This window comes from Streptomyces sp. NPDC048106, assembly GCF_040706415.1.
Taxonomy (GTDB): Bacteria; Actinomycetota; Actinomycetes; order Streptomycetales; family Streptomycetaceae; genus Streptomyces.
In genome coordinates this window covers 1-16,996 of record NZ_JBEZND010000049.1, presented here as the reverse complement: position 1 = coordinate 16,996, position 16,996 = coordinate 1, and the positions used below count along the sequence as shown (strand labels likewise).

The window sequence follows — 16,996 nt, the reverse complement described above, 5'->3', positions numbered from 1 at the left end:
GATGAGTGTGGCCGGCACGAGCACCGGGCCGGAGGGACAGGACGCGCGAGGCGCCGTCGCGTCCGGACGCGCCCGGGACGACGGGGGCGGACCCGATCCCGACCAGCTCCCCGACGGACTGGTCGTCGCCGACGAGCGGGGCCGCGTCGTCGGCTTCAACGCGGCCGCGGAGCGCATCACCGCCGTCTCCGCCGCCGAGGCCCTCGGGCAGCCGCTGGAGAAGGCGCTGCCGTTAGAGGACCTGGAGGGGCGCCGCTGGTGGCAGCTCACCGACCCCTACGGGGGCCTCTCCACACGGACCCGGCAGCCCGAGCGCAATCTGCTGCTGCCCGGCGGCCGGGAGGTGCTCGTCACCGTCCGGTACGTCCGCGCCGAGCCCCTCGGCCCCGTGCACCGTCTGATCATCTGCCTGCGGGACACCGAGGCCCGCCGCCGCACCGAGCGCAGCCACGCCGAGCTGATCGCCACCGTCGCCCACGAACTGCGCTCCCCGCTGACCTCCGTGAAGGGGTTCACGGCCACCCTCCTCGCCAAGTGGGAGCGGTTCACCGACGACCAGAAGCGGCTGATGCTGGAGACCGTCGACGCCGACGCCGACCGGGTGACCCGGCTCATCGCCGAGCTGCTGGACATCTCCCGGATCGACTCGGGACGACTGGAGGTGCGCAGGCAGCCCGTCGACATAGGGGCCGCCGTCTCCCGCCACATCCAGGCGTACGTCGCCGCCGGCCAGAGCGCCGGGCGCTTCCTGCTGCGCATCGAGCAGCCGCTGCCCGCGCTGTGGGCCGACCCCGACAAGATCGACCAGGTGCTCAGCAACCTCCTGGAAAATGCCGTGCGGCACGGCGAGGGAACCGTCACCATCGACATCACGCCCACGGCGTCCCCCCGCGAGGGCGAGGACACCGGCACGTCGGTCACGGTGAGCGACGAGGGGCCCGGCATCCCGGAGGAGTCCATGAACCGCGTCTTCACCCGCTTCTGGCGGGGCAGCAAGCGCGGCGGCACCGGACTCGGGCTGTACATCGTCAAGGGCATCGTCGAGGCCCACGGCGGCACCATCACGGTCGGCCGCGCCCGCGGCGGCGGCGCCGAGTTCCGATTTACGTTGCCCGTGAGCGCCCCGGCGTATCTCGCCTAGCGGCCCACGGGCTCTTCGTCACCCTCCACCCCGTTAGACTCGGCCTTTGGCACCTTTGTGTCCTGCACGCGGCCCTCGCGAGTCGGTGACGGGGACCATCCGCCAGCCAATCGGAAGCACGGGAAGAGATGTCGGCACCCAATAAGTCGTACGACCCTGTCGAGGTCGAGGCGTTGAAACCGGAAGAGATCGAGCGCATGCGGGACGAGGCGCTCGCCGCCTTCGCCGCCGCGGACTCCCTCGACGCGCTCCACGAGGCCAAGGTGGCCCACACCGGTCCGGCGTCCCCGCTCTCGCTCGCCAACCGGGAGATCGGCGCCCTGCCCCCGCACGCCAAGGCCGACGCGGGCAAGCGCGTCGGCATGGCCCGCGGCGCGGTCAACAAGGGGCTCGCGGCCCGCCAGAGCGAACTGGAGGCGGAGCGCGACGCCCGGGTGCTGGTCGAGGAGGACGTCGACGTCACGCTGCCGTACGACCGCGTCCCGGCCGGCGCCCGCCACCCGCTGACCACGCTGTCCGAGCGCATCGAGGACATCTTCGTGGCCATGGGCTACGAGGTCGCCGAGGGCCCCCAGGCCGAGGCCGAGTGGTTCAACTTCGACGCCCTGAACATCGGCCCGGACCACCCGGCCCGCGGCGAGGCCGACACGTTCTTCGTGAAGGGCCCGGACGGCGGCGCCGAGTCGGGTGTGGTCATGCGCACCCACACCTCGCCCGTCCAGATCCGCTCGCTGCTCGGCCGCGAGCTGCCGGTCTACGTGATCTGCCCCGGCCGCGTCTACCGCACCGACGAGCTGGACGCCACCCACACGCCCGTCTTCCACCAGGTCGAGCTGCTCGCCGTGGACGAGGGCCTGACCATGGCCGACCTCAAGGGCACCCTGGACCACATGGTCCAGTCGCTGTTCGGCGAGGGCATGAAGACCCGGCTGCGCCCGAACTTCTTCCCCTTCACCGAGCCGAGCGCCGAGATGGACATGCTCTGCTACGTGTGCAAGGGCGAGTCCGTCGGCAACCCCGACCGCCCGTGCCGCACCTGCTCCAGCGAGGGCTGGATCGAGCTGGGCGGCTGCGGCATGGTCAACCCGCGGGTGCTCACCGCCTGCGGCGTCGACCCGGAGAAGTACAGCGGCTTCGCCTTCGGGTTCGGCATCGAGCGGATGCTGATGTTCCGCCACAACGTCGAAGACATGCGAGACATGGTCGAGGGTGACATCCGGTTCACCCGGCCCTTCGGGATGGAGATCTGATGCGGGTCCCGCTTTCTTGGCTGCGGGAGTACGTCGACCTGCCGGCCACCGAGACCGGCCGTGACGTCCAGGCCAAGCTCATTTCGGCCGGTCTGGAGGTCGAGACGGTCGAACAGGTCGGCGCCGACCTCAAGGGCCCCCTGGTCGTCGGCCAGGTGCTGACCATCGAGGAGCTGGACGGCTTCAAGAAGCCGATCCGCTTCTGCACCGTCGACGTCGGCCAGGCCAACGGCACCGGCGAGCCCCAGGAGATCGTCTGCGGCGCCCGCAACTTCGCGGTCGGCGACAAGGTCGTCGTGGTGCTGCCCGGCGCCACCCTGCCCGGCGGCTTCTCCATCGCCGCCCGCAAGACCTACGGCAAGGTCTCGCACGGCATGATCTGCTCCAGCGACGAGCTGGGCATGGGCGAGGACAACACCCACGGCATCATCGTGCTGCCGCCGGAGACCGAGGTCGGCAAGGACGCCATCGAGCTCCTGGAGCTGGTGGACGAGGTCCTGGACATCGCCGTCACCGCCAACCGCGGCGACTGCCTGTCCATCCGCGGCGTCGCCCGCGAGACCGCCATCGCCTACGGCCTGCCGCTGCGCGACCCCGCCCTGATCGACGTGCCGGCGCCGAACGCGTACGGCTACCCGGTCCAGGTCTCCGACCCGTTCGGCTGCGACCGCATCACCGCGCGCACCGTCACCGGTCTGCGCCCCGAGGCCCGCTCGCCGATCTGGCTCCAGCGCCGGCTCCAGAAGGTCGGCATGCGCCCGATCTCGCTGGCCGTCGACGTCACGAACTACGTGATGATGGAGCTGGGCCAGCCGCTGCACGCCTACGACCGCGGGCTGGTCCAGGGCACCATCGGCGTGCGCCGCGCCGCGGAGGGCGAGAAGCTCGTCACCCTCGACGGCGTCGAGCGCAAGCTGCACGCCGAGGACCTGGTCATCACGGACGAGCGCGGCCCCATCGGCCTCGCGGGCGTGATGGGCGGCGCCAACACGGAGATCGCGGACCACGAGTCCGTCGCGGACGGGGCGGACGCGACCACCGGCGTGGTGATCGAGGCCGCCCACTTCGACGCGGTCTCCATCGCGCGCACGGCCCGCCGCCACAAGCTGCTGACCGAGGCATCCCGCCGCTTCGAGCGCGGGGTGGACCCGGCGGCCGCGGCCGCCGCCGCCCAGCGCACCGTGGACCTGCTGGTGCTGCTCGCGGGCGGCACCGCCGAGGCGGGCGTCACCGAGGTCCTCGCGCCCTCCGCGCCGCGCACCATCACCATCCCGGCCGACCACCCGGACAAGGTCGCGGGCGTCGCCTACGGCCGCGAGGCCGTCGTACGCCGCCTCCAGGAGGTCGGCTGCGACGTCTACGGTCAGGACGAGCTGATCGTCACCGTCCCGTCCTGGCGGCCCGACCTGACGGACCCGAACGACCTCGCCGAAGAGGTCATCCGGCTGGAGGGCTACGAGAACCTGCCCTCCACCCTGCCCAAGCCCCCGGCGGGCCGCGGTCTGACCGCCCGCCAGCGGCTGCACCGCCGCATCGGCCGCGCGCTGGCCGGCGCGGGCTACGTCGAGGCGCTGAACTACCCGTTCATCGGCGAGCAGGTCTTCGACCAGCTCGGCCTGGACTCCGACGACCCGGCCCGCCGGGTCGTGAAGCTGGTCAACCCGCTCAGCGACGAGGAGCCCGCGCTCCGTACGACGCTGCTGCCGGGCCTGCTGGGCGCGCTGCGGCGCAACAGCGGCCGGGGCGCGCACGACCTGGCCCTGTTCGAGACCGGGCTGGTCTTCCACCCGCGCGAGGGGCGCGGCGCCGCCACGCATCTGCCGGTCGACCGCCGTCCCACCGACGAGGAGATCGCGGAGCTGAACGCCGCGCTGCCCGAGCAGCCGCGGCACGCCGCCGTCGTCCTCACGGGCGCCCGGGAGCAGGCCGGCTGGTGGGGCAAGGGCCGCCCGGCCGACTGGTCCGACGCGATCGAGGCCGCGCGCACCGTGGCCCGCGAGGCCGGTGCCGAACTCGCCACCCGCAAGGGTCAATACGGCCCCTGGCACCCGGGCCGCTGCGCCGAGCTGGTCGTCGTGGCCGACGGCGCCGAGCGGGTCGTGGGGCACGCGGGCGAGCTGCACCCGCGCGTCGTCAAGGCGCTGGGCCTGCCCGAGCGCACCTGCGCGATGGAGCTGGACCTGGACGCCCTGGAGGAGGCCGGCGACGGCATCCCGATGGCGCCGGGCATCTCCACCTTCCCGGTCGCCACGCAGGACGTCGCGCTCGTGGTCGACAAGCCGGTGCCGGCGGCCGAGGTCGAGGCCGCGCTGCGTGCCGGCGCGGGTGAACTCCTGGAGTCCATCCGGCTGTTCGACGTCTACGAGAACGCCGAGCAGCTGGGCGAGGGCCGCAAGTCGCTCGCCTACGCGCTGCGCTTCCGCGCTCCCGACCGGACGCTGACGGTGGACGAGGCGTCGGCGGCCCGGGACGCGGCGGTCGCCCTGGCGGGCGAGCGCACCGGGGCCGTACTGCGCGGCTGAACCACCGGGACCCGGTCCCGCGGAGCGGCCGGCCACGGAGATCCGTGGCCGGCCGCTCCGTTCATGTCCGGGGTACGCCGGTCACAGCGCGGGTCCTTCCCCGTCCTGGAACGCCGCCTCGGCCTCCTCGGCGGAAAGGGCTCCCTCCCAGGTGCGCAGCTCGTCGACGTCGCCGTCGAGGTAATGGGCCCCGGCACCGTCGGCGGCGGAGTCCCGGCCGACCTGGAAGTAGCTCCAGGCCTCCCAGGCGTCGGCCGCCGCGTAGGGCGCGCTGTCGGCCAGGGTGCCGTCCACGTAGAGCTGGACCGCACCGGCCCGCGCGTCGTACTGGAGCAGCAGGGTCGCCGTACCGTCCGGGGCCGGTCCGCCGAGCTCCGTCGTGGCGGGCTCCGCCTCGTCGGCGTGGGCGAGCACGGCGTGCCAGGTCCGGTCCGCCGCGTGGTAGCGGAGGGTGAACGCGTCCGTCTTCACGCCGGCCTGCGAGAGGACGGCCATGTCCCGGTCGGGGACGCCGTGCAGCCGGACCTTCGCGGAGACGGCCCAGCTCGCGCTGCTGTCCATCACCGAGACGTCGCTCTCCAGGTAGTCGCCGGCACCGTCGAGCGTGACGTCGCCGCTTCCCGCCAGGGGGTCTTCGGTGGTGACGTGGGCATCGCCGTGGAGGACGAGGTCGGCGTGGTCGTCCGCCTCGGGGATGCCCGACAGCCCGTCCCACAAGGGCTTGACGGTCTGCATCTGCCAGTGGTTGGCGGGCCGGGGCCTGGCGTGGCTCAGCGCGGCGATCTCGGCGGGGGTGACGTCGCGGTCCCACACCCTGACGTCCGCCAGGGATCCCTGCCACGTGTGCGCGACGGTGTAGCCGTCGGAGTCCGCGCCTATGAGGAAGTTCGACATGAGGGTGTCCGCGGGCACCGCCGCCTCCCCGGTGGCCGCCAGTGCGCCGTCCACGTAGAGCCGGGCGGTGCCCGTCGCGGGGTCGTACGCGCCGGCGAGGTAGGTCCACTGGCCGGTCTTCGGCGTGCCGGCGGTGATACGGGTCCGTCCGTCCGCCGAGGGCAGGGTGAAGCCCCAGGCGGGCTTCCCGTCCGCGCCGGTGGTCGCGCCGAGGGTGAAGCCGGGCGTGCTGTCGAGACCGCCGGTCTGGCTGAGGGCCGCCATGTCCCGGCCGGTGGCGTCGGGAGCCACCCACACTCCGGCGGTGAAGGCGCGCGTGGGGTCCACCACGCCTCCGCCCATGGGAATGTCGCCGGCGGGGCCGCCGTCGAGATACGCGGCGGCCCGCTCGACGTGGTTGGGTCCCGTCGCCCCGAACTGGACGCCAGGCCCGCCCAGCCCCCGGTAGGGCCCCGCCCACGCCGCCGCGTACGCGGAACCGGAGGGGTCGTCGAGCCGCCAGGCCGCCACCGGCGGGGACAGGGCGGGAACCGTGTAGAGGCACGTCCCCTGCTGGTCGGAGTCGCTCCAGGGGCCGTAGCCGAGCCCGTCGTAGGCGCGCACACGCCACTGCACCACGGTGTCGCGGGGGACGGAGTCCGGCACCTCCCACGAGGTGTAGATGCCGGAGGGCTCCGGTCCGGTGCTGCCGCGCAGTCGGTGCGGGGTGCCGTCCGCGTCGTTCCAGGCGACCTCGAACTGGGCGGTGAGCTGGTCGCCGTCCGGGTCGTCCAGCCGCGCGAACAGCGACGGGCTGTCGCCGAGGACGCTCGCCTGGGTGACGTCACAGGGGACCGGCCCCGTGATCAGGTTCTCCGTCGACGGCCGGTCCGGCAGCCGGTTCTCGGCGGCCGACGCCCAGGGCGTCACCGCGCCGATCGCCGACGCGAGCGTGGCGATCAGCGCGGTACGGGCGAGGGATCTGACGTGCAAATTTCCTCCCGGGTGCGTGCGGTGCGGAGGGCCGAGCCCGTGGGAACGCCTCAGCCTAGAACGGAAGTTCGACTCCAGGGGGGTGAGTCGTTGGCGCAAAAACCTTCCGGCGTCCGGTCGTTGGGTGCATAAATGCACTCCCACCTGCGCTTTCTCACTCGTTCGAGTGGTCATCGGAGGTGAATAAGGCGTCCGGGCCATGCCGTCGAAAGAATCGAACCGGCCATTCAAGGCCGGTCCGTCTGCTCTGTCAGGGACTCTCCATGGGGGAGAGAGGCATGATCCGCATCAAGGGACGGGCACCCACCGCGCGAGGAGCCGTGCTCCCCATGCTCTGGGGAGCCCTGGCGGTGGTCTACAAGGTCTGCTGCCCGGCCGCCACGCAGGAAGGGCTCGGCACCCGGGTCGTCACCAACGGCGTGTGCTTCGCCGTGGGCTCAGGGCTGATGTTCCACGGGCGGCGCGCGCTGCTGCGGGAGCTGCGGCTGGCCCGGCGCACGGCGCGGGTCGCGCAGAGCGCCGTACTGCGACCGCCGTCCCCGAGCCTCGACGGACTCGGCGTCGTTGCCGCCCAGTTGTCCGCCGACCCGGGCGCGAGCGTCGGCGGCGACCTGTACGAGGCCATCGCCACGGAGCACGGGGTGCGGGTGGTGATGGGCGACGTGCGCGGGCACGGTCTGGCCGCCCTCGGCCCCGTCGCCGCCCTCCTCGGCAGCTTCCGCGAGGCCGCCCACGACGAGGCCGGGCTCGACGGCGTGCTGCGCCGGCTGGAGCGGGCGTTCGCCCGGCACCTGAGGGAACGGGCCGACCCCGAGTCCCCCTCGACCGGGGGCATCGCGGACCTCGACGACCCGGTCACCGAGGAGTTCGTCACCGTCCTGCTCCTGGAGATCCGTCCGGACGGCGCGCTGGCCGCCCTCAACTGCGGCCATCCCTGGCCCTACCGGCTCGCCGGCACCACCGTCGAGCCCCTCGCCCGCGACGAACCGCTGCCCCCGCTGGGCCTGTTCCCGCTCCCGGCGGACCTCACGCCGCGCGCCTGCGGGCCGTTGCGGCCCGCCGAGTCGCTGGTCCTGTTCACCGACGGCGCCGAGGACTCCCGGGACGCCCGGGGCCGGTTCTTCGCCCTGCCCGAGGCCCTGTGCGCCGCCGTACGCGAGCAACCCGCCTCGCCCCGGCGGGTGTTGCACCACCTCTTCGCCGCGGTGCTGCGGCACACGGGCGGCACCCCCACCGACGATGTGGCCTTCATGGTGCTGCGCAACGAGCGGGGACCGGCACCGAAGGCGCGGGGGAGCGCCCGGCCCGCCACCACCAGGCACGGCTGATGGTTCCCGCCGGACCACCGCTTTCTGAGGGGGAGCAGGTGGCCCGGCGGGCCTCCGGGGGAGGACCGCCAGTCAACCGGCCCGGCCACGCTCCGCGACAGCGCGCGCACACCCCGGATGCGGGCACTCGGTTCACACCCCGTGTGAACGCGGAACCACTACGCTGACGGCATCAGGCACTCGGGGGTCATCCCATGCAGCCCAACACTCTCCTTGACGCCATCCTGGACGAGGCGGGGATCTCGCACGCCGGTCTCGCCGCCCATGTGAACCAGGCCGGCCGCGGACGGGGCCTCGCGCTCCGCTACGAACACACCGCCGTGGCGCGATGGTTGAAGGGTCAGCGGCCACGCGGCCAGGTTCCCGACCTGATCTGCGAGGTGCTGGCCACCCGGCTGCACCGGCCCGTCACCCTGGACGACATCGGCCTCGGCGTGCCCGGCCGGCCCGGTGCCGCGCCCACCGGCTCGCTCTCCGGCTTCGTGGAACGGGCCACCGCCCTGTGGCGCTCCGACGAACAGCAGCGCCCCCATGTGCTGGGCGCCCCCGCCGTCACCGGCACCCCCGCCGTGATGCCCGTGTGGGAGTGGGAGAACCCACCGGAGGACACCGACGTCTCCCGGGGCGGCAGACACCCGGTCACCGCGGCCGACATCGAGACGCTGCGCGCCGCCCGCGCCCACTACGAGCAGATGTACCGCAAGGCCGGCGGCATCGCGACCCGCACCCGCGTCGTCGGCTTCCTCAACGCGGAGGCGGCGCCGCTGCTGCGCGGCAGCTACACCGACGCCACCGGCCGCCAACTGCACCGCGCCACCGGCGGGTTGGTCGCCGTCGCCGGGATCTGCGCCTACGACTCCGACGCGCACGGACTCGCCCAGCGCTACTTCCACCAGGCGCTGCGGCTCGCGAAGGCCAGCGGGGACCGGGGACTCGGCGCCTACGTGATAGCGCTGCTGGTCAACCAGTCGCTGTTCATGCGGGAGTACCGGCAGGCGGTGGCCTTCGCGGAGGCCGCCCTGCGCACCGCCGGCCGGCTCCTCACCCCGGCGCTCGCCTCCGACCTGTACGCCATGCAGGCCAAGGCGTACGCGCACCTGGGCGACGCGGGCAACGCCCTCGCCTGCATCCGGCGCGCGGAGAGCGCCGCCGAACGCATCCGGCGCGGCCACGAACCCGACGAGACCGGCTATGTGCAGCCGGGCCTGGTCAACGTGCAGGTCGCCGAGGCACTGCTCAGCCTGGGTGAACTCGCCGCCGCCCGGGAGCACGCGGCGGCCGCGGTGGACACCCCCGCCCACGACCGGGGGCGGGTGCACCGGCTGGCCATGCTCAGCACCATCGAGCTGCGCCAGGGCAATGCCGAGCAGGCCGTGGCCACCGCCGTACGGATGGCCGAGCAGGCGCGCGGCATGGAGTCCCAGCGGATGCGCGACCGGCTGCGCGCGGTGCGCGCCCAACTGGCGCGCTGGGGTTCGCCCGGCACCACCGAGGCCGCCGAACTCATCGACGGGGCGCTGCGCGTGCCCCTGTAGGCGCCCTGTGGGCGCACGGCCCCTGCTGCGATATTGCCACCTACTCGGCGAAAGGTGGCAGAACCGTGCAATGGACGAAACAGAGCGAACAAGCGGTGTATGAAAACCGCTGGTTCAGCGTCAATCTCGCAGATGTCGAGCTGCCCGACGGCCGGCACCTCGACCACTTCCTCATCCGGATGCGCCCGGTGGCCGTCGCCACGGTCGTCAACGAGGCCAACGAGGTCCTGCTGCTGTGGCGGCACCGCTTCATCACCGACAGCTGGGGCTGGGAACTGGCCGCCGGCGTGGTCGAGGACGGCGAGGACATCGCGAGCGCGGCCGCCAGGGAACTGGAGGAGGAGACCGGCTGGCGGCCGGGGCCCCTGCACCACCTGATGACGGTGGAGCCGTCCAACGGCCTCACCGACGCCCGGCACCACATCTACTGGTCCGACCGGGGAGAGTACCTCGGACACCCCGTGGACGACTTCGAGTCGGACCGCCGGGAGTGGGTGCCCCTCAAGCTCGTCCCCGACCTGATCGCCCGTGGGGAGGTCCCGGCCGCCAACATGGCGGCCGCGTTACTGCTGTTGCACCACCTCAGGCTCGCCGAGGGCTGACCGGCCGAGGGCTAATGGGCGCGCAGGGCGCCCCAGATGGTCACCACGAGCGCGCCGAGCGCGGTCAGTGCGGCGAGCGAGGGCAGCGGCCAGCGTGCGTGTTCCAGCGAGACCATCCGGGAGTTCAGCTCGTCCACCTCCTTGGCGGTCTCCTCGGTGCGGTGACCGAGCAGCGCGAGACCGCCCTCGACGCGGGCGTAGGCCACGTCCAGCCGGCGCCGTAACTCTGCGAGTTCTCCATGGACCACGGGATGCTCCGGATCGCCGGTCACGGGTCCACTCCTTTCCGTAGTCGAACGGGGGGGTTCCATACCCCCTTGCATGCGCATGAAGAGTGAACTCGCCTGGTGGTCGCGTGGGGAGCGTGTGTGATGGGTGTGTGCGGGCCCGGCGCGCACACGGTGTGTGAAACGGATGTGCCCGGCACCGGGTCCGGTGCCGGGCACATCCGTTGGTAGCTGAGTGTGATCAGCCGTGCGGAAAGAAGGCGATCAGTTGTAGGCGTAGAACCCCGAGCCGGTCTTGCGGCCGAGCCGGCCCGCCTCGACCATGCGCTGGAGCAGCGGGGGAGCGGCGTACAGCGGCTCCTTGTACTCGGCGTACATCGAGTTGGCGATGGAGACGATGGTGTCCAGGCCGATCAGGTCGGACAGCCGCAGCGGGCCCATCGGGTGGGCGCAGCCCATCTCCATGCCGTTGTCGATGTCCTCGCGGCTGGCGATGCCCGACTCGAACATCCGGATCGCGGAGAGCAGATAGGGCACGAGCAGCGCGTTCACCACGAAGCCGGAGCGGTCCTGGGCGCGGATGGCGTGCTTGCCGAGCGCCTTCTCCGCGAAGGCCTGGGCCCGGCTGAGGGTGCCCTCGGAGGTGGTGAGCGCGGGGATCAGCTCGACCAGCTTCTGCACCGGGGCCGGGTTGAAGAAGTGGATGCCGACGACGTGGTCCGGGCGCGAGGTGGCCACCGCGAGCTTGACCAGCGGGATGGAGGAGGTGTTGGAGGCCAGGATCGCGTCCGGCCGGGTCACCACCTGGTCCAGCACCTGGAAGATCTCCGTCTTCACGGCCTCGCTCTCCACGACCGCCTCGATCACGAGGTCGCGGTCGGCGAACTCGCCGAGGTCCGTGGTGAAGCTGAGCCGCGCCAGGGTGTCGGCCCGCTCCTCCTCGGAGATCTTGCCGCGCTCGGCCGCCTTGGACAGGGAGTTGTACAGCCGGGTACGGCCGATCTCCAGGGCCTCGCCGGTGGTCTCGGCGACCTTGACGTCCAGGCCCGCGCGGGCGCACACCTCGGCGATGCCCGCGCCCATCTGGCCGCAGCCCACGACTCCGACGCGCTCGATGTCGGTCACATCGTCCCCTTCGCTGTTCTCCGGCTTGGCTGGCAGACCTCCGGGTTTTGGTGCCTGCTCCGATCGTGCACGTTACCGCGAAGTATCGATGATCGATCGTGTGGGTGCGGGCATTCTTGGCCACGGAGACCATCCGTGACCGAGCGGATCCGCAACGTAGGGAAGTGGCCGATGGGACCCATGCCACGCCGGGCCTTCGCCCTGGCCACGCTGTCGGCGCTGACCACGGCCGGATGCGGTGCGGGGGCCGGGACCGCCGAGGTCGGGCGCCCCGGAACCACGGCGGGCGGGCGCGCCGGGAGCAGGGCGGGCGGGGCCGGGACGGCCGGGGCCGAGGGCGCCACCGGGGCGCCCGGCGCCCGCGCGCTCACCGAGATGCGGGGCGAGTGGATGGCGACCGTCGAGAACCGCGACTGGCCCTCGCGTCCCGGGCTCACCGCCGCCGCGCAGCGCGCGGAGCTGCTCGTCCACCTCGACCGGGCGGTACGGAACCGGCTGAACACGGTGATCCTCCAGGTGCGGCCCACCGCCGACGCGCTGTGGCCCTCGCCGTACGAGCCCTGGTCGCAGTTCCTCACCGGCACCCAGGGCCGCGACCCCGGCTGGGACCCGCTGGGCACCGCCGTGCGCGAGGCCCACGCCCGGGGGCTTCAGCTGCACGCCTGGTTCAACCCGTACCGGATCGCGAACCACACCGATCCGGGCCGCCTCATCGCCGGCCACCCGGCGCGCGTCCACCCCGACTGGGCGGTGCCGTACGGCGGCAAGCTCTACTACAACCCCGGCCTGCCCGCCGTGCGCGCCTTCGTGCGGCGGGCGATCCTCGACGCGGTCGCCCGCTACCCCGTCGACGCGGTCCACTTCGACGACTACTTCTACCCCTATCCCGAGGACGGGGAGGACTTCGCGGACGACGACGCGTACGAACGCCATCGCGGCGACTTCACCAGCCGGGCCGACTGGCGGCGGGACAACATCGACCGGCTGGTGCGGGAGATGGCGGCGGGCATCAAGCGGGTCCGGCCCGGCACCCGGTTCGGGATCAGCCCCTTCGGGGTGTGGCGCAACGCCACGACCGACCCGCTCGGCTCCGACACGGACGCGGGCGCCCAGACGTACGACGACCTGTACGCCGACACCCGCAGATGGGTCCGCGAGCACTGGATCGACTACGTCGCACCCCAGCTGTACTGGGAGATCGGCGCGAGCGGTGCGGACTACGCGACGCTGCTCGACTGGTGGGCGCGGGTCGCCGAGGGCACCGGGACGCGGCTGTACATCGGCGAGGCCCTGTACCGGGCCGGGGCCGCCGGGGCCGACGGCCGTCCAGCCGCCTGGCAGGACCCGGCGGAGCTGTCCCGGCACCTCACCCTCGCCGCCCGCCGGCCGCAGGTGGAGGGGCATGTGTTCTTCGCCGCCCAGGACGTGGCGGCCGATCCGGTCGGGGCGATGCGGCGCGTGGTCGAGGACCACTACACGCGAGCGGCGAGCCCGCCCCGCTGAACCGCCGGCCGCCCGCCGGACCGGCGGCCTACCGCTGCCGGTCCTCCTTGTGCTTGACCTGGCAGTCGGGCCCCGGGGACATGATGGCCTCGTGCCCGTCCGAGAAACGGACCCGGTAGGGCGGATTGCCCTCCTGCCCCATCACCTCGACGACTTCGGACTCCTGGTCGTGTTGGCCGACCACCCTGCCGTGCTGGACAAGCCGGTCGCCCTTGGATGCGCGCATCTCCAGGCCCTCCTCAACGATCACGAGCGCTGGGTGACGGCGATGCACACGAGCACGGCGACGGCGGTCAGGGGAGCGGCCGTCGTGAAGTGTTCGCCCAGCAGCAGCGCCGACCACACCAGTGTGAGCAGGGGCTGGGCCAACTGCAACTGGCTCGCCCGGGGCACCCCGATGGCCGCCATGCCCCGGTACCAGACGACAAGACCGAGGAACTGCGAGCCCAGCGCCACCCACAGCAGACCGGCGACGGAGTGCGCGCTCACCTGGTACGGCTCGTACGCCAGCGCCACCGCGGCGGCGGGCAGCGTGAGCGGCAGACACAGCACCAGCGCCCAGCCGATGACCTGCCAGCCCGGCATGACCCGGGCGAGCAGCCCGCCCTCGGTGTAGCCGGCGGCACACACCACGAGGGCGGCGAAGAGATAGCCGTCGGCCGCGGTGAGCGCGCCCCCGCTCTGGACGATCGTGAAGGCCAGCACCGCCACCGCGCCCGCCACCGCCGCGACCCAGAACCGGCGGGAGGGCCGGTGGCCGGTGCGCAGCGCCGAGCACACGGCCGTGGTCAGCGGCAGCAGGCCCACCACGACGGCCGCGTGCGCGGTGGTGGAGGTGCGCAGCGCGAGCGTGGTCAGCGTCGGGAAGCCGAGCACCACACCGAGGGCGACGACGGCGAGTCCGCGCAGCCGGCGCCGCTCGGGCGGCCGGACCCGCAGCGCCAGCAGGGCGCCGCCCGCGACCAGGGCGGCCAGGACGCTGCGCAGGGTCACCAGCGTCCAGGGGCCGAAGCCCTCCAGGCCCCAGGCGGTGGCCGGGAAGGTGAGGGAGAAGGAGGCGACGCCGAGGGCGGCTAGCACGGTGCCGAGCGTCCGGTGCTCTGCCAGGTGCTCTGTCCCGTGCTCTGTCCGGGGAGCGGGGACCGCTATCGGCCCGGCATCAGTAGCGCTACTCTGTGTCTTCATGCATGAGCGTAGCAGTGTGGGGGAACTGGCGGAACAGCTGCGAAGGGAGCTGGACCGCTACTCACCGGGTGGAAAGCTGCCGTCGAGTCGGGCGCTGGTCGAGCGGTTCCGGGTGAGCCCGGTGACCGTCTCGCGGGCGCTCGCCCAACTGGTCGCCGAGGGGCTGGTCGTCACCCGGCCCGGCGCGGGCGCCTTCCGGGCCCGGCCGCGGGCGACCGGGGCACCGGCCGGGGACACCTCCTGGCAGGAGGTCGCGCTGAGCGCCGAGGGCGCCGCCGATCTCGTACCGCGCACGGTGGACGCCACCGGGGTCACCGTCTCGCTGGCCGCCCCGCCGCCCGGGGTGCTGGAGTTCAACGGCGGCTATCCGCACCCCTCGCTCCAGCCCGAGCGGGCCATGGCGGCGGCCCTCGCCCGCGCGGGGCGACGGCCCGGCGCCTGGGGGCGGCCGCCGCTGGAGGGCCTGCCGGAGCTGCGGGAATGGTTCGCGCGCGAGATCGGCGGCACGGTCACCGCGGCCGAGGTGCTGATCGCGGCGGGCGGCCAGTCCGCGCTGGCCACCGCCCTGCGCGCGCTCGCCCCGCCCGGTGCCCCGGTGCTGGTCGAGTCGCCCACCTACCCGGGCATGCTGGCCCTCGCCCGCGCGGGCGGCCTGCGCCCGGTCCCGGTACCGGTGGACCGCGACGGCGTACGCCCCGACCTGCTCGCGGACGCCTTCCGGGCCACCGGCGCCCGGGTGTTCGTCTGCCAGCCCCTCTTCCAGAACCCGACCGGCGCGGTCCTCGCCCCCGACCGGCGGACCGAGGTGCTGCGCATCGCCCGCGCGGCCGGTGCCTTCGTCGTCGAGGACGACTTCGTACGACGCCTCGTGCACGCCGACGCCGGTCCGCTGCCCCGCCCGCTGGCCGCCGACGATCCCGACGGCGTGGTGGTGCACGTCGGCTCGCTGACCAAGGCGACCTCGCCCAGCTTCCGGGTGAGCGCGCTGGCCGCGCACGGGCCGGTGCTCGAACGGCTGCGTGCCATCCAGGTGGTGGACTCCTTCTTCGTTCCCCGCCCGTTGCAGGAGGCCGCGCTCGAACTCGTCGGCTCACCGGCCTGGCCCCGCCATCTCCGGTCGCTGTCGGCGGAGTTGAAGGAGCGCCGCGACGTCATGACGAGCGCGCTCGCCCGGCACCTGCCCGAACTCGCCCTGCCCCACGTCCCGTCCGGCGGCTACCACCTCTGGGCGCGGCTGCCCGAGGGCACCGACGACGACGCGTTCAGCGCCGCCGCCCTGCGCGCGGGCGTGGCCCTCACCCCGGGCCGCCCGTACTTCAGCGCCGAACCCCCCGCGCCCTACGCCCGGTTGAGCTTCGCGGCGGTGGCGGGCCTCGGGGAGATCGGCGAGGGGGTACGGCGGTTGCGGGCGGCGCGGGACGAGGTGCGGTAGGGGCGCCGGACCGGGAGCCGGGGCACCACCGGTGCGCCGTACGGGAGTTGCCGGGCTCGCCTCCGCGAGCCGGGCCTGCGACGATCACGGGATGAGCGACACATCCCGACTCCGTCTCCCCGAAGGCTACGAGTTCTCCACCGACACCGCCCGCGTCGACGTCGGCCTGGTCCACCGCTGGCTGTCGACCGACGCCTACTGGGCGATGGGCCGCACCCGCGAGAAGCAGGAGGAGGCCATGGCGTCCTCGATCAACTACGGGGTCTACGACACGGCCTCCGGCGCGCAGGTGGCCTATGCGCGCGGGGTCACCGACCGGGCGCTGTTCGCCTGGCTCGCCGATGTGTACGTGGACCGCTCGGTGCGCGGCAAGGGCGTGGGCACCGCCTTCGTCGCCCGGGTCCGCGACCACCTGGCGGCGTTCGGCGTGCGCCGCGTCCTGCTCGCCACCGAGGACGCGCACGGCGTCTACGCGAAGCTGGGCTTCACCTCGCTGGAGCGTCCCGAGATGTGGATGGTCCACCGCCCCGAGTGACCGGCCGCTCGCTGTCGGTGACGCACCGGCGTACACCTTGACCTCCGTCCCGCACGGCCGCACCATCACCGCATGCCACTGAGGGTGACGTTCGTCGCCGCCGCGCGTAGTGCGCCGCTGCTCGCGGAGCGGTTCGACGACGACCGGCCGCTGGACCAGGCCGGCTGGGACGAGGTGCGGCGCGCCGCCGGGGAGCTGGTGCCGCTGGCCGCCGCCGAGCTGCGCTACTGCTCGCCGACCCCGCGCAGCCGCGCCACCGGCGACGCCCTGGGCTATGCCCCGCTGGCCCAGCTCGCGCTGCGCGACTGCGACATGGGGCGCTGGCGCGGGCTGACGCTGGGCGAGGCGATGGCCCGCGAGCCGGCGGCGGTGGACGCCTGGCTCGCCGACCCGCGCGCCACCCCGCACGGCGGCGAGTCCCTGCTCGCCTTCATCTCCCGGGCCGGCGGCTGGCTCGACACCCGCCCCGCCGACGACGGCGCCCGCATCGTCGCGGTCGCCGAGCCCTCGGTGATCCGCGCGGCCGTCGTCTACGCCCTGAAGGCCCCGCCCGCCACCTACTGGAACCTCGACATCCGCCCCCTGTCGACCACGACCCTCACGGGCCGCGGAGGCCGCTGGAACCTCCGCTTCGAGAGCCCGGCCGTCTAGGCTAGGGGGTGTCCGGCGGATCTTGGCGCAGACGCGGGGTCCGGCACGCCGATCTGCGGCGTTGTCGTCGGTCGCCGACTCCCCCACGCTCGGC

Annotated in this window: 15 protein-coding genes; 10 read left to right on the top strand and 5 right to left on the bottom strand. The window is 73.5% G+C overall.

All coding sequences use genetic code 11. From position 1 onward, the window contains the following. Window position 1: 1 nt before the first annotated feature. From AB0927_RS34605 to pheT, 3 genes are all read left to right on the top strand, one after another. Complete coding sequence (locus tag AB0927_RS34605; protein WP_366671777.1) at window positions 2-1,141, top strand: ATP-binding protein; 1,140 nt, start codon at window positions 2-4, stop codon at window positions 1,139-1,141. Between the two features lie 128 nt (window positions 1,142-1,269). Then, entirely contained in the window at window positions 1,270-2,391 is a 1,122-nt protein-coding gene (gene pheS, locus AB0927_RS34600) for a phenylalanine--tRNA ligase subunit alpha (protein ID WP_366671776.1), read from the top strand. Beyond that, on the top strand, window positions 2,391-4,913 hold the full coding sequence (pheT, locus tag AB0927_RS34595; protein WP_366671775.1) for a phenylalanine--tRNA ligase subunit beta: 2,523 nt from the start codon (window positions 2,391-2,393) through the stop codon (window positions 4,911-4,913). Before pheS ends, pheT begins: the two co-directional genes overlap by 1 nt. 81 nt (window positions 4,914-4,994) lie before the next feature. On the opposite strand, the gene AB0927_RS34590 is transcribed toward pheT, so the two are convergent. Further along, complete coding sequence (locus tag AB0927_RS34590) at window positions 4,995-6,779, bottom strand: LamG domain-containing protein (RefSeq protein WP_366671774.1); 1,785 nt, start codon at window positions 6,777-6,779, stop codon at window positions 4,995-4,997. 278 nt (window positions 6,780-7,057) lie between these two features. On the opposite strand from AB0927_RS34590, the gene AB0927_RS34585 reads away from it, so the two are divergent. The 3 genes from AB0927_RS34585 (at window position 7,058) to AB0927_RS34575 (ending at window position 10,244) form a co-directional block, all read left to right on the top strand. After that, entirely contained in the window at window positions 7,058-8,107 is a 1,050-nt protein-coding gene (locus tag AB0927_RS34585; RefSeq protein ID WP_366671773.1) for a PP2C family protein-serine/threonine phosphatase, read from the top strand. A 194-nt stretch (window positions 8,108-8,301) separates the two neighbouring features. After that, window positions 8,302-9,642, top strand: a complete 1,341-nt coding sequence (locus AB0927_RS34580; RefSeq protein ID WP_366671772.1) for a transcriptional regulator — start codon at window positions 8,302-8,304, stop codon at window positions 9,640-9,642. 65 nt (window positions 9,643-9,707) lie between these two features. After that, on the top strand, window positions 9,708-10,244 hold the full coding sequence (locus tag AB0927_RS34575) for an NUDIX hydrolase (protein WP_366671771.1): 537 nt from the start codon (window positions 9,708-9,710) through the stop codon (window positions 10,242-10,244). Between the two features lie 11 nt (window positions 10,245-10,255). Here the strand turns inward: AB0927_RS34575 and AB0927_RS34570 are convergent, their stop codons facing one another. Both AB0927_RS34570 and AB0927_RS34565 read right to left on the bottom strand, forming a co-directional pair. After that, a complete protein-coding gene (locus AB0927_RS34570; RefSeq protein ID WP_366671770.1) occupies window positions 10,256-10,516 on the bottom strand; it encodes a hypothetical protein in 261 nt (86 codons plus the stop codon). 219 nt (window positions 10,517-10,735) lie between these two features. After that, the gene (locus AB0927_RS34565; protein ID WP_366671769.1) at window positions 10,736-11,596 is read right to left on the bottom strand and encodes a 3-hydroxybutyryl-CoA dehydrogenase; all 861 of its coding nucleotides are present in this window, start codon (window positions 11,594-11,596) and stop codon (window positions 10,736-10,738) included. A gap of 180 nt (window positions 11,597-11,776) precedes the next feature. On the opposite strand from AB0927_RS34565, the gene AB0927_RS34560 reads away from it, so the two are divergent. Further along, complete coding sequence (locus tag AB0927_RS34560) at window positions 11,777-13,099, top strand: family 10 glycosylhydrolase (RefSeq protein WP_366671829.1); 1,323 nt, start codon at window positions 11,777-11,779, stop codon at window positions 13,097-13,099. Between the two features lie 28 nt (window positions 13,100-13,127). Here AB0927_RS34560 and AB0927_RS34555 read toward each other — a convergent pair whose 3' ends face one another. Together AB0927_RS34555 and AB0927_RS34550 are read right to left on the bottom strand one after the other, a co-directional pair. After that, a complete protein-coding gene (locus tag AB0927_RS34555; protein WP_366671768.1) occupies window positions 13,128-13,325 on the bottom strand; it encodes a DUF1918 domain-containing protein in 198 nt (65 codons plus the stop codon). Between the two features lie 20 nt (window positions 13,326-13,345). Further along, window positions 13,346-14,284: a DMT family transporter gene (locus AB0927_RS34550; protein WP_366671767.1), complete on the bottom strand. Its 939-nt coding sequence runs from the start codon at window positions 14,282-14,284 to the stop codon at window positions 13,346-13,348. Between AB0927_RS34550 and AB0927_RS34545 the strand changes: the two genes are divergently transcribed. The 3 genes from AB0927_RS34545 to AB0927_RS34535 all read left to right on the top strand — a co-directional run bounded on the left by AB0927_RS34545 (window position 14,283) and on the right by AB0927_RS34535 (window position 16,902). Further along, window positions 14,283-15,716, top strand: coding sequence for a PLP-dependent aminotransferase family protein (locus AB0927_RS34545; RefSeq protein WP_366671766.1), 1,434 nt, complete (start codon window positions 14,283-14,285; stop codon window positions 15,714-15,716). The genes AB0927_RS34550 and AB0927_RS34545 overlap by 2 nt on opposite strands. Window positions 15,717-15,807: 91 nt before the next feature. Next, window positions 15,808-16,251: a GNAT family N-acetyltransferase gene (locus tag AB0927_RS34540; protein ID WP_366671765.1), complete on the top strand. Its 444-nt coding sequence runs from the start codon at window positions 15,808-15,810 to the stop codon at window positions 16,249-16,251. A 72-nt stretch (window positions 16,252-16,323) separates the two neighbouring features. Beyond that, window positions 16,324-16,902, top strand: a complete 579-nt coding sequence (locus AB0927_RS34535) for a histidine phosphatase family protein (RefSeq protein WP_366671764.1) — start codon at window positions 16,324-16,326, stop codon at window positions 16,900-16,902. Window positions 16,903-16,996 lie beyond the last annotated feature (94 nt).

Excerpts from the sequence above, each read along its gene's own strand:
- AB0927_RS34605 (WP_366671777.1), top strand. The coding sequence starts at position 2 with ATGAGTGTGGCCGGCACGAGCACCGGGCCGGAGGGACAGGACGCGCGA.
- pheS (WP_366671776.1), top strand. The coding sequence starts at position 1,270 with ATGTCGGCACCCAATAAGTCGTACGACCCTGTCGAGGTCGAGGCGTTG.
- pheT (WP_366671775.1), top strand. The coding sequence starts at position 2,391 with ATGCGGGTCCCGCTTTCTTGGCTGCGGGAGTACGTCGACCTGCCGGCC.
- AB0927_RS34585 (WP_366671773.1), top strand. The coding sequence starts at position 7,058 with ATGATCCGCATCAAGGGACGGGCACCCACCGCGCGAGGAGCCGTGCTC.
- AB0927_RS34580 (WP_366671772.1), top strand. The coding sequence starts at position 8,302 with ATGCAGCCCAACACTCTCCTTGACGCCATCCTGGACGAGGCGGGGATC.
- AB0927_RS34560 (WP_366671829.1), top strand. The coding sequence starts at position 11,777 with ATGCCACGCCGGGCCTTCGCCCTGGCCACGCTGTCGGCGCTGACCACG.
- AB0927_RS34555 (WP_366671768.1), bottom strand. The coding sequence starts at position 13,325 with ATGCGCGCATCCAAGGGCGACCGGCTTGTCCAGCACGGCAGGGTGGTC.
- AB0927_RS34545 (WP_366671766.1), top strand. The coding sequence starts at position 14,283 with ATGCATGAGCGTAGCAGTGTGGGGGAACTGGCGGAACAGCTGCGAAGG.
- AB0927_RS34550 (WP_366671767.1), bottom strand. The coding sequence starts at position 14,284 with ATGAAGACACAGAGTAGCGCTACTGATGCCGGGCCGATAGCGGTCCCC.
- AB0927_RS34540 (WP_366671765.1), top strand. The coding sequence starts at position 15,808 with ATGAGCGACACATCCCGACTCCGTCTCCCCGAAGGCTACGAGTTCTCC.
- AB0927_RS34535 (WP_366671764.1), top strand. The coding sequence starts at position 16,324 with ATGCCACTGAGGGTGACGTTCGTCGCCGCCGCGCGTAGTGCGCCGCTG.